Here is a 12,027-nt window from a genome sequence, read left to right as displayed (position 1 = left end):
CCACACGTTGATTTGCCCCATTGGATGCCCCGAGCATCTGCCCGGCAGCGCCCGCGCGCCCGCCTGACGCGAACGTATGAGAATGCCCATGAGCACGCCCTTTGCCACCCTGCACGAAGCCCACTCCTTTCTTGAGCAGAACCCGGATATCGAGATGTTCGAGCTGTTCATCCTCGACAACAACGGTGTGCCTCGCGGCAAGCTGCTGCACCGCGATGAGTTGTTGGCGGTCTATGAAAGTGGCCGGCCGCTGCCGAGTACCATCCTTGGCCTGACCATCAATGGCGACGACGTGGAAAACTCCGGGCTGGTCTGGGAAGTCGGCGATATCGACTGCCGCGCCTACCCGGTCAGCGGCAGTTTGCAGCGCATGCCGTGGCGGTTGATCCCGACGGCGGCGGTGCAAGTCAGCATGCACCCCACCGAAGGCATGCCCGCTACCGTAGCCGATCCCCGGCACTTGCTGGCCAGGGTCATCGACGACCTCAAGGCCGACGGCTATTACCCGGTGATGGCGGCGGAGCTGGAGTTCTACCTGCTGGACCAGAAGCCCGACAGCAACGGCCGCCCGCAACCGGCACGGGATGTCGATGGCGGCCGCCCGCGCTCGACCCAGGTCTACGGCCTGCGGGAGCTGGAGCAGATCGAACCGTTCCTCGCCGACCTCTACAGCGCCTGCAAACTCCAGGGCATTCCGGCGCGCACGGCGATTTCCGAGTATGCCCCGGGCCAGGTGGAAATCACCCTGGAACATCGCAGCGACGCCCTGCAAGCCATGGACGAGGCGGTGCGTTACAAACGCCTGGTCAAGGGCGTGGCCCACAAGCACGGGATGACTGCGTGTTTCATGGCCAAGCCGTTTGATGACCTGGCGGGCACCGGCATGCACATGCACGTGAGCCTGGCCGACCGCGACGGCAATAACCTGTTTGCCAGTGAAGCGCCCGACGGCACGCCCTTGTTGCGCCATGCGGTGGGCGGCATGCTCAGTACCTTGCTCGACTCGCTGTTGATGTTTTGCCCCAACGCCAACTCCTACCGTCGCTTCCAGGCCAACAGTTATGCACCGCTGGCTGCCACCTGGGGCGTAGACAACCGCACCGTTACCTTGCGGGTACCCGGTGGCCCGGCGTATTCCCGGCACATCGAGCACCGCATCTGCGGCGCAGACGCCAACCCGTACCTCGCGGCGGCGGCGATCCTGGCCGGTATTCACCGGGGCATCCGCGAACAGCGCGACCCCGGTTTGCCGGTGGAGGGCAACGGTTACGCCCAGGCCAAGGAGTTGCTGCCCACCGATTGGCTGACCACCTTGCGTGCACTGGAGGGCTCGACCTGGGCGCGGGAGGCGTTTGGCGCTGAGTTCCTCGGCGTGTACCTGGCGGTCAAGCGTGCCGAGTACCGCCAGTTCATGGGCGAGGTGGGCGAGCAGGATTGGCGTTGGTATTTGCACCAGGCCTGAAGATGAAGCGTTGATCACAGACAGTTAACAGACAGCCAACCCGCGGGATACTGGCTGGCCGTGAGGACGAGGAGGGCTTCAACCTTTTTTTCACGAGCCAGTGGTTAAGCTGCGAATGTCTGATCCATTAACCGAGTCGTGTGATGCAGTCGCAACCGCTGTCTTCCATCGAGATTGAATTTGCCGAACGCGTAGGCCAGGAGCATGCCCGGGTCTGTGCCGACACGCGTCCGCCTGGCCTGTTGCGGCGCCTTGGGTTGTGGCGCGATGAGCGGTTGGTGCGCCATGCGCTGAAAATTGCTGGCGAACCGGGGCTGATTCTCGACCTGGCGTGCGGCTCCGGGCGTTTTTGGCCGGTGCTGGCCGAGCACGGTAACCGGGTGATACTCGCGTCGGACAACTCCCAGGACATGCTCGACCACGCCCTTACGCACCACGCGCCAGCCTTGCTCAAGCGGATCAAGACCTTCCAGGGCTCGGCGTTTTCCATCGGCCTGTCGGCCAATGCGGTGGACTGCATTTTTTGCCTGGAGTTGTTTCGCCATGTGCCGACCGCTGAGGGGCGCCTGGCCCTGCTTGGGGAATTTCACCGGGTCAGCCGCGACACGGTGATCGTCTCGGTCAACAGCGACAGCGGCTACCGCGCCGTGCAACCGGCCCTGGCGCCGGTCGCCAGCCATCGGGCGCAAGTGGAAGCGGAGTTTCGCCAGGCCGGGTTCGAGGTCCTCAGCCAACAGGAGTTCCTGCCGGGGTCGGCCATGTGGCGAGTCTACGTCCTGCGTAAGAGAGGATAAGTCCAGTCGGCGGGACTATTCTTCAACGGCTGTAAGAGTTTTCATGGCGGATGCTGTACTGCGAATGCTCGCAACTCCCTTTCGCGATATATACTGCGCGCCATTCTTCAAGGGAGAGCCGTGTGGCCATCGATATTCACTGGATCTGCGACAACGATAGCCTCGGCCAGCATTGCGCCGAATGGCAGCAGTTGCCATTCGTCGCCCTCGACACCGAATTCATGCGGGTCGATACCTTTTACCCCATTGCCGGGCTGATCCAGATCGGTGATGGCGTTCGCGCTTACCTGATCGACCCCCTGACCATCGACAACTGGCAACCCCTGGCCGCCTTGCTGGAGAACCCGGCGGTGATCAAGGTGGTGCACGCCTGCAGTGAAGACCTGGAAGTGTTGCTGCGCCTGACCGGCAGCCTGCCGGTGCCGTTGTTCGACACCCAACTGGCAGCCGCCTACCTGAACCTTGGTTTCTCCATGGGCTATTCGCGGTTGGTGCAAGCTGTCCTCGACATCGAATTGCCCAAGGGCGAGACCCGCTCCGACTGGCTGCAGCGGCCATTGTCCGAGACGCAAATCAGCTACGCCGCCGAAGACGCGGTGCACCTGGCGGAAGTTTACACGCGCTTGCGCCCGAGGCTTTCCGACGACAAGTACGCCTGGGTATTGGAAGACGGTGCCGAGTTGGTGGCCAATCTGCGCCGCGAAGTCGACCCGTACGAGGTTTACCGCGACGCCAAGCTGGCGTGGAAACTGTCCCGTGCCCAACTGGCTGTATTGCGCGAACTGTGCGCCTGGCGCGAACAGCAGGCCCGCGCCCGAGACCTGCCGCGTAACCGGATCATCCGTGAACACTCGTTATGGCCCTTGGCCAAGTCCCAGCCGGATAACCTCGCCGCGCTGGGCAAGATCGAAGACATGCACCCGCGCACCGTGCGCCAGGACGGCGAGTTCCTGCTGGGCCTGATCAAGCGTGCCGGCAGCGTCTCCATCGACCAATGGCCGCCGGCGGTTGCCGAACCATTGCCGGTAGACGCTGCCACGCTGATCAAGCAACTGCGCGCCTTGGGCCAGGCCGAGGCTGAACGCCTGGACATGGCGCCGGAACTGATGCTGCGCAAGAAAACCCTCGAAGCCCTGGTCAAGAGTGGCTACCCCGAGGGGCCTTACCAATTGCCAGATTCGCTGCGTGGCTGGCGCCGCGAGTTGATGGGCCAGGCGCTGCTGGACAGCCTGGCCACCGCCGGAGAACAGCCTTGAAACGTATTTGTTCCATCTATCGCAGCCTCAAACGAAACGAGATGTACCTCTACGTGCTGAAAAGCGATGCCCTGGAGCGCGTTCCGGAAAACCTGCTGGCTGCCTTCGGCAAGCCGCACCATGCCTTTGACCTGGTGTTGAGCCCGGAGCGCAAGCTGTCTCGCGAGGACATCACCGTGGTGCTGGAGAACCTCGAAAAGCAGGGCTACCACTTGCAAATGCCGCCTGCCGAGGACGAGTACATCGAACACTTGCCCGAAGAGCTGCTGCGACGTAATGACCCGATGTGATCGGTCAGTGCCCCGTCCGGGGCACATTCATCAATGGAATTCAATTTTTGGCGACGCCCGCACGGCACAGTGACCTGGACCGGCGGCCGCCTGCAGTGTTTTTGAAAGGTTTGAACCATGCGCGTTCTGATTGCTGAACACGATCACCCGCTGTACGCCCGGTTGCTGCGCGAAGCGGCGCCGGACCTTGAGGTCATGACCAGCGGCGACTCGGCCGAATTGTCGCGCCTGGCGGCGGATTGCCCGGTGTGGCTTGGCCAACCGGATTTGCTGGCCACGTTGCTGCGCCAGGGCCACCAGCCACAATGGCTGCAATCCACCTGGGCCGGCATCACGCCACTGTTGGCTGAGGGCCTGCCCCGGGATTACCGCCTGACCCGTGCCGTGGGCATTTTTGGCCAGGTAATGGCCGAGTACGTGCTCACCTACATGCTTGGCCATGAGCGCGAAGTACTCGCGCGCCTGGTCAGCCAGGTCGAGCGCAAGTGGGACAACCGCATGGGCCAGAGCCTGGCGGGCCGCAAGGTGCTGATCGTGGGTACCGGTGATATTGGCCGCAGCGTTGCGCAATTCCTGCAGCCGTTTGGCGTGGAGCTTTACGGCATCGCCAGCGAAGCCCGCGAGCAGGCGCCATTTATCGAAGTCGCCGGGCTGGAGCAATTGCCGCGCCTGGTGGGTGAGGTGGACTACGTGGTCAACCTGCTGCCCAACACACCGAACACCCACGATTTGTACGACGCGGCGCTGTTCAAGCAATTCAAGCCGACCGGATTGTTTATCAACGTCGGACGTGGTGTGGCTGTGGTCGATGCAGACCTGGTGGAAGCGTTGAAGGATGGCCATCTGGCGGGCGCGGTGATCGACGTTTGCCGTCAGGAGCCATTGCCCCAGCGTCACCCGTTCTGGACCGCCTGGGGGCTGCTGCTGACCGGCCACAGTTCGGCGCCGACCTCGCCCGGGATGATGGTGCAGTTGTTTGTCGAGAATTTGCGGGCATACCAGGCGCAGCAAGCATTGCGTGGGGAAGTGAGTTTCGAGCGCGGTTACTGATAGCGCGAAGGCCCGGCAACGCCTGTTGCCGGGCGCTTACAAATTTCTGCAAACACTAATCAGATGTTCGTTTTGCAGGTCGTATGTGAGGCTCGTACCCCTCTCCAGATGGGTACATTCTCATGTTGAATGCTGGCGCTGTATTCCGGTCTCCACGTGTAACTGCGCAACTTTCCCTGCTTTCCACCGAGCCGGCGGCGAGCCCCCCATTGCCCTCTGCCCTGGTCGCCGCGGCCGATGTCAACACGCAGGCCCGCGCCTCAGTCCCGCGACAAACCGGCCTCAGTGCGGCGTTGGGCGACCGCGCGAATCTACGGACCCTGGGCCGCAAGCTCGACGAAATTGCCACCCGTCTTGGCGTGAATGCCAGCCCTCAAGCGGTGCTGGCCGCGTTGCACACCACACCGATGCAGATACACCCCGAGTCGTCCTACCCGATCCAGTCGGGTAACGCCGCGACGGTAGAGACCTTTCTCAGAAGTATCGGCATGGGGTTGCCCACCAATCATTTTCAACTGAGCTGCCATGCCCACTCGATGAGTGACAGGGCACTGGAGCATCCGCTGGGTAATTTTGGCGGTGGGTTGTCCTGGCCTGTTCCCCTGAGCGCCGGTGAGCGGCGCAGGGTGCTCGCGGCGGCCACCGACCATGGCAGCCAGAACCCCAATGCACCGCACATCGGCGCAAGCGTCGGTGTGCTGGAATATCTGAACGCCAACCAGCCGCTGTCGGGCGAGGCGTCGACTGATCCTGCCAAGGCACTCGAAACCCTGGTCAGTTCCAACCGCGGACAGGCACTGGGGCAAGCCATACAGGACCAGCTCGGGGGCGCCGCCTCCGATACCAGCGTGAACGAGTACGCACTGAGTGCGATCCACCTGCTGCTTGATCCCGAGTCCATCACGGCGCCGCACCGAAACCGCGTGGCGGGCTTCGACCTCGCCCAACAAGCCCATTGGGGCAAGCCGGCTTCGGCAGTGCTTGAGCACCTGAGCACTTACCTGTACGAAAATCACAAGACCAGCCCCGAGATGGCCAAGGCCGGCGCCTATTTGTTACTGGCAAGAAAAGCCCCCGAGTTTTTGATCAAGGACATCCCCGGCCGCGTGTCCTACGGCAGCCCGGCCTGGGTAAGCCTCGCGGTTGCAGCCGCGGCCGTAGAGGCGCAGTTCCCCGGAAAGGTGGCGCACATGACCTTTGCCCAAGTCATGTCCAGCGCGCAAAACGCGATCCTGACGAATCGAGCCGCCGCCGAACATGCACAAAAAGCAGCATTAGTGGACTGGGCCGTGGTCAACGGGATCGTCACACGTCAGCCAGGTGATCGTTACAGCGACGATGAAATAGACCGTGCAAGGACGGCATTCAACGCACAACTGAAGTCGACGCTTGCGGCGACCGGTTTATTGGAAGCCGAGATTCCAAGCCGTAAAGACATTGCGTTGGCCCATTTGAAGCAGCGGTTTGGCGAACACGTACCTTTTGAAGAGAAACGACTGAAGGTTGTCGACTCGAAACAACCTTCAGCCCAACCGCTTTATGATCCGAACCGGGCGCCCGCCGGGCTTTTCTCGTTGCTGGACATCGCCATGAGCGGACTTGGCCAATACCCATGGGAAACCAGGGACCCGAGCATTGCCGGGGCAATCAAAGGCAAGAGCCTTGATTTCAGCGTGAATAAAATCTTCAACGAACAATTTGAACACGCAATCACTTCTCGCCAGCAAGGGGTTCGCAGCGCCATCAAGCACCTTGTCGCAACACTGCCATTGGTCGACCGGGAAAACCTGGAGTTTGGAAAGCTCGAGTTTTTTCAGAAAAACACTTATGAACTGGGCCTCGACTTCACCTCTAAAAAACGGCAGGGCGCGGAAAACAAACTGTGGGTCAAGGCCACCGGAAGGAATGGCGACACCGTTTATGAAATTGATTTGAACGCAGGTGCAATCAAGTCGGTGCCGGCCTCTGAGTTAACAACAAAACGCGAGCGGCAGGCCAACAAGGAGTTCAAGACGCAGCCCTTCAAGCCCAAGACCGTGAGCGAGGCTGCCCTTGGCCAAAAGAGCCGGGACGACTTGTCAGCGCCGCCCTCCAGTTTTTCCAGCGCGCGAACGCAGCACATCGCCGATGCCTTTGTTGAGCATCTTGATCTCGACAGTGATGACGTAAAAACCTATGCCCGGGGCGTGACCTCGTTCGATAAACAAATGGCAACCGAGTGGAACGTCACCAACTTTTTCCTTGACCTGATTCCGCTCAGATCAGCCATCGTGAATTTTTCCAGGGGCAACTACCTGGAAGGGGCCAGTGACCTGGCACTGGATGTCTTTGGTTTTGTCACGGCGGGCGCGGGTTTGGCGGCGAAAGTGACGAAGGCGGGGGCCAAGGTCGCCAGCGCCGCCGCCAAGGCCATTCAAGTGGCAAAAGTCATCGGTGTGGCTGCCATTCAAGCATTCAACCCATTGGATGGCTTCAGCGATCTGGTCACGGGCGGCGCTCGGCTTCTGGGTAAAGGTGCCAACTTCGTACGCGCGACGGGTGCAGAGGTGGTCAACAAGCTCAAGGGCGCGAGCGGCAGCTATGACCTGTTGAAGGCCGCCAGCAAACACTATGACGCAGCGGCGACGGGTACCTTCAAGGTCGCCGGGCAAAACGTTGATGGAGGCGCGGTACTCCAGGGCGGTCGATGGTATGCGTTCGATGTGGACAGGATGCGGCCTTATGGCAGCCCTCTTGAAGGCTTCACCGCAAAAACGAGTGCGATGGATGGGGCGGTTATCACGACACCCGCCGAGGCGGGCAGCGTCCTGAACAACCGGTTGTTTGGCGACTACAGCGTGGCCGAATCGAAAGTGGCCGGGCTTGCGCGCAACGGTCAGGGGGTCTATGTGGCGGCAGACGGTCACTTGTCCCATATCCGCCATACCGATACTGCCGGCAACACTGCGATCTACGAGGTGCGGCAAGTGACTCGCACCGCAGACGGTGCCGTACAGGCGCAGATCTATCACAACAACCGGCAAACGCCGCTGTTGGTGCAGCACCTTCAGGGGGACCAATGGCAGCGCCTGGGGGCCCGCGGCGGAACCCCGCCTTCGGTGGCATCAGACCTGGGGCCAAAAATTGGCGCGGGCGGTGAGGCGGCGATCTACGAAAGTCTCGACGGGAAAAGTGTTTATAAGGACTATGGCCCTTCATCCATGACTCCTGCCGACGACTTTGTCGATAACGAGATCCTGTGCCTGAACAGCTATTACGGTGACGGCTTTGCAACGACGATATTTGAAAATGGTCGCCGTTATTTGAAAATGGGCAAGCTGGACGGGGTGGATGTTAATACCCTGGCGAAGGGAAGTTTGCCGCCAGAGGCCAGGCTTTTACTGGATGATGCATTTCGGCGTATGGAACAGAAAAATCTTTACCACAACGATCTGCAGTTAAGTAATTTCCTGTATTCGGCGAGGGACAATAAAATCTATCCAGTTGACTTGAACGCAAACGGTCTTGAAGACATGACACCGTTTCTCGCCAGTTTGTACAAGCGTGATAGAGACGAGCTGCGCAGGGCCTATTACGCGCTGATCGCCAAGGCGTAGCCATGCCCCTGCTGTGATGGCAGCAGGGTTTTGGCGTGACCGTCAACGACTGCCAGAGCGTGTTCAGTCCTGGAGATTGAAGTCGCCTTCCGACACCAGCTCACTCAACGGCTTGCGTGGGCTCGGGGTTTCCCGGGCTTGCAGGTAGTCGGCCAGGGTGGCTTTATCGCCAAGCTTGCCAATCGCCACGGCCGCGTGCAGGGCATAACCTTCGGGAATCTTCAGCTCCTTGCGGGTCAGCTCCTGGTCGAAACCGGCCATGCCGTGGGTGTGCCAGCCGCTGAGGCTGGCTTGCAGCGCCAGATGGCCCCAGGCCGAACCGGTGTCAAAGGTGTGCCACAGGGCTGGGGTTTCTTCGGTGGCCCCAGGCACCAGGAAGTCGGTTTTCGACGCTACGATCACCAGGGCAGAGGCATGCTGCGCCCAGCCACGGTTGAATTCGTTCAACAGGCCCAGGAAACGCTCCCAATTCGGCGTGTCACGGCGCGCGTAGAGGAAGCGCCACGGCTGCGAGTTGTAGGCTGACGGCGACCAACGGGCGGCTTCGAAGAAGCTCAACAGGGTGTCGACCGGAATGCTTTCGCCGGTGAAGGCGCGCGGCGACCAGCGGTCGGTGAATTGTGGGTGGATGGGGTAGTCGGCGACGCGTGGGTTGCTGCTCATTGGGCTGATCCTGATGAAAAACCGGGGCTCAAAGCTACTTCGCCGCCGACGGGCTGACAAGTCTTGTTCTACCGACAGTCGTAAGCGCTTGGCCCCGACCGCCATGGGCACTAGACTGACGGCCTTTTAACATACAGATACTGATGTAGAGCCATGGCCGCCAAAGTCGAACCTTTCTGGATCCGCAAAACCCTCGAACAACTCGATCAGGATGAGTGGGAGTCGTTGTGCGACGGCTGCGGCCTGTGCTGCCTGCAAAAGCTCGAGGATGAAGACGACAACAGCGTCTATTACACGCGCATCGCCTGCAAACTGCTGGACCTGAAAACCTGCCAGTGCACCGACTACCCCAACCGCCGCGACGCGGTGCCCGATTGCATCCAGCTCACCCCGGGCCAGGCCGACCAGTTCAAATGGCTGCCGCCTACCTGTGGTTACCGGCTGGTCAGCGAACGCAAGGACCTGCCGCTGTGGCACCACCTGGTCTGCGGCGATCGCGATGTCGTACACCAGCAACGCATTTCTCAGTCGGGGCGCATGCTCAGCGAGGGCAGCGTGCCCGAGGATGACTGGGAGGATTACCTGATTTTTCGCGCTGGCTGAAAAGGAGTGTGTATGACGGTTGGAGCCAGGCTGGCGGCGAGCCTGCTGTTGTTGGCATTGAGTGCGTCGACGTGGGCGGCGAAGAAAGTCGACCTGGACTATCACGTCAAGCTGCTGCCTCAAAGTGACCAGGCTGAAGTGCGTCTGAGCCTGTCCCATGGCTCGGCCGTGCGCAGCCTCAACTTCGACCTGGGCCGCGACGGCGACTACACCGACTTCAAGGCCGATGGCCAGTGGCAGGTGTTGCCGGGCAATGCGCCGGGTGACAGCCGTGGCCTGTGGCAACCCAGCGCCGACAAGGCCAGCCTGACCTACCGTGTACGCCTGACCCATGCGCGCAAGAAGGGCGTTTACGAGGCGCGCATGACGCCGAGCTGGGCATTGTTTCGCGGGGAAGACCTGGTGCCTGCGGCACGGCTGGACCAGCAAGACGGCATTGAGTTGGTGTCGCGCCTGGTGTTTGAACTGCCCGCCGGCTGGAAAAGCGTCGAGACTTCCTGGCCGCGTATCGGCAAGAATAAATTCCGCGTCGACAACGTTTCCCGCCTGTTCGACCGGCCCACCGGCTGGATGCTTGCCGGCACCTTGGGCAGCCGCAGGATGCGCCTGGGTGAAACCGAAATCACCGTGGCCTCGCCCAAAGGGCAGGGCATGCATCGCATGGATGTGCTGACCTTGCTGACGTTTGTCTGGCCCCAGGTGCAGGCGGCGTTCCCGCGGCATCCGGCCAAGTTGTTAGTGGTGGGCGCGGCTGATCCGATGCGTCGCGGTGCGTTTTCGGCGCGGGACTCGATCTACATCAACAGCCGCACGCCACTGGTCAGCGAGAACGGCAGCAGCCCGTTGATCCGTGAAGTGGTGCAGGCCATCGGCCGCTTCAACGACCATCAGGGCAGCGACTGGATCAGCGAAGGCCTGGCGCAGTACTACGCCGTTGAACTGATGCGCCGTGCGGGCGGCATCAGTGACGATCGCTACGCCGCGATACAGGCCCGGCTGACCAAGGACGGCAAGGACGTGACCACCCTGCGGGTTGAACACGCCAGCGGCGCGACGGTAGCGCGAGCGGTGGTGTTGTTGCAGGAGCTGGACCGCGAGATTCGTGTAAAAACCCACAACAAGCGTTCGCTGGATGACTTGACTCAGGCGGTGATGCGGATGAACAGCATCAGCACGAAGGAATTCGTGCAGTTGGGGGAGAGCATCATCGGCGAGTCCTCGGTGGTGCTCGACAGCAAGCTGCTGCGCTGACACCCGCCTCTTGGCACACTGACACCTGTAGGAGCCCGGCTTGCCGGCGATGAGGCCCTTGAGGACGCCATCGCCGGCAAGCCGGGCTCCTACAGGTCAGCGGTCAACCCGTGGTTTTGCTGGCTTTCTCAGCCGCCACTTCAGCCTTGGTCTTGAGGTTTTTCAGTTCCTCACCGGCGCGTTCAATACTGGTGCGCACGGTGTTCATTTCCTGGCGACTCTTCTCCAGCAAGTCTTTTGCCGAGCTGTGCCCGCTGATCCCGCGCGCCAGTGCCACGCCGCCAATCGCCAGCTGAATCAAACCAAAAAAACCGCCACGGCGCAGGCCTTTGCCCATCATTACCACACCGCCCGCCAGGGAGCCGATGCGTTCCCAACCTTGGACGTTTTGCGAAGGTTGGCTGTCGAACCGTGTGGACCGGATGACGGGTCGCAGGGTTTTGCTGTCGCTCATGATCTGTCTCCAACAAGGGCTTAGTGATATGCAGCTGACTGCATACAGCAAGCGGATGTTCCCAAAAAATCAGTACTTGGGTCCCGAACGGGTGTTGTTACCCTTGGCCAGGCGGTCGTAAAGCACCACGTTGACGGTGGCAGCAAGGTTCATGCAGCCGGTGGTGGGGATGTAGATCACGTCTTCACACCAGTCGCGAATCTCTTTATCCAGAGAGCCGTCTTCCGGGCCGAAGATATACAGCGCACGGTCGGGGTGGGTGTATTCGGGCAGAGGGCGGGCGCCTTCCACCAGCTCGACGGCGACCGGAATGCAGCCCAGGGGCAGGATCTTTTTCAGGTCATCGATACCGATCAGCGGAATGTCGTGGTGGACCTTCTTGGTGTCGGTAATAAAGTCCCGGGCCCGCTCGTAGCGCTTGCCGGTGTAGAACACCGAGGCCACGCCGTAGCAGCCGGCGGCGCGCATTACCGAGCCGACGTTTTCGGGGGATTTGGGGTTATACAGGCCGATGCAACTGTAGCGTTTATTGCCCACGGGAGAGGGTGCCTTCGAGAAAAACCGCGATTATACGGCCTCGGGCTAATGTATTGCTTGGGCGATCGCTA

General features: G+C 61.1%; 11 protein-coding genes. 8 read left to right on the top strand and 3 right to left on the bottom strand.

The window, feature by feature from the left end; translation table 11 throughout:
• Positions 1 to 88 precede the first annotated feature (88 nt).
• From ACZRN6_RS02395 to ACZRN6_RS02370, 6 genes are all read left to right on the top strand, one after another.
• Positions 89 to 1,462, top strand: coding sequence for a glutamine synthetase family protein (locus ACZRN6_RS02395; protein WP_322143794.1), 1,374 nt, complete (start codon positions 89 to 91; stop codon positions 1,460 to 1,462).
• A 143-nt stretch (positions 1,463 to 1,605) separates the two neighbouring features.
• Positions 1,606 to 2,256, top strand: a complete 651-nt coding sequence (locus ACZRN6_RS02390) for a class I SAM-dependent methyltransferase (RefSeq protein WP_322143795.1) — start codon at positions 1,606 to 1,608, stop codon at positions 2,254 to 2,256.
• A 122-nt stretch (positions 2,257 to 2,378) separates the two neighbouring features.
• Positions 2,379 to 3,512, top strand: a complete 1,134-nt coding sequence (rnd, locus tag ACZRN6_RS02385; RefSeq protein ID WP_464007120.1) for a ribonuclease D — start codon at positions 2,379 to 2,381, stop codon at positions 3,510 to 3,512.
• Positions 3,509 to 3,802 (top strand): YcgL domain-containing protein, encoded by a 294-nt coding sequence (locus ACZRN6_RS02380; RefSeq protein ID WP_322143797.1) that lies wholly within the window; start codon positions 3,509 to 3,511, stop codon positions 3,800 to 3,802. Before rnd ends, ACZRN6_RS02380 begins: the two co-directional genes overlap by 4 nt.
• A gap of 117 nt (positions 3,803 to 3,919) precedes the next feature.
• Positions 3,920 to 4,852, top strand: coding sequence for a D-2-hydroxyacid dehydrogenase (locus ACZRN6_RS02375; protein ID WP_464007119.1), 933 nt, complete (start codon positions 3,920 to 3,922; stop codon positions 4,850 to 4,852).
• 209 nt (positions 4,853 to 5,061) lie between these two features.
• Positions 5,062 to 8,448 (top strand): OspG family effector kinase, encoded by a 3,387-nt coding sequence (locus ACZRN6_RS02370; protein ID WP_464007118.1) that lies wholly within the window; start codon positions 5,062 to 5,064, stop codon positions 8,446 to 8,448.
• A 63-nt stretch (positions 8,449 to 8,511) separates the two neighbouring features.
• Here the strand turns inward: ACZRN6_RS02370 and ACZRN6_RS02365 are convergent, their stop codons facing one another.
• Complete coding sequence (locus ACZRN6_RS02365; protein WP_322143801.1) at positions 8,512 to 9,111, bottom strand: nitroreductase family protein; 600 nt, start codon at positions 9,109 to 9,111, stop codon at positions 8,512 to 8,514.
• A 153-nt stretch (positions 9,112 to 9,264) separates the two neighbouring features.
• On the opposite strand from ACZRN6_RS02365, the gene ACZRN6_RS02360 reads away from it, so the two are divergent.
• Positions 9,265 to 9,714, top strand: coding sequence for a YcgN family cysteine cluster protein (locus tag ACZRN6_RS02360; protein ID WP_322143802.1), 450 nt, complete (start codon positions 9,265 to 9,267; stop codon positions 9,712 to 9,714).
• Between the two features lie 12 nt (positions 9,715 to 9,726).
• Positions 9,727 to 10,965 carry a hypothetical protein gene (locus ACZRN6_RS02355; RefSeq protein ID WP_464007117.1) on the top strand — a complete coding sequence of 413 codons (1,239 nt, stop codon included), beginning with the start codon at positions 9,727 to 9,729 and terminating at the stop codon, positions 10,963 to 10,965.
• Between the two features lie 103 nt (positions 10,966 to 11,068).
• Here the strand turns inward: ACZRN6_RS02355 and ACZRN6_RS02350 are convergent, their stop codons facing one another.
• Together ACZRN6_RS02350 and ACZRN6_RS02345 are read right to left on the bottom strand one after the other, a co-directional pair.
• Entirely contained in the window at positions 11,069 to 11,419 is a 351-nt protein-coding gene (locus tag ACZRN6_RS02350) for a YgaP family membrane protein (RefSeq protein ID WP_464007116.1), read from the bottom strand.
• A gap of 69 nt (positions 11,420 to 11,488) precedes the next feature.
• Positions 11,489 to 11,956, bottom strand: a complete 468-nt coding sequence (locus tag ACZRN6_RS02345) for an RNA methyltransferase (protein ID WP_003210674.1) — start codon at positions 11,954 to 11,956, stop codon at positions 11,489 to 11,491.
• Positions 11,957 to 12,027: the final 71 nt, after the last annotated feature.

Source organism: Pseudomonas sp. A125 (genome assembly GCF_055409485.1).
Note: the sequence above shows the minus strand (reverse complement) of the source record. Positions and strands in the feature narration are given on the sequence as shown.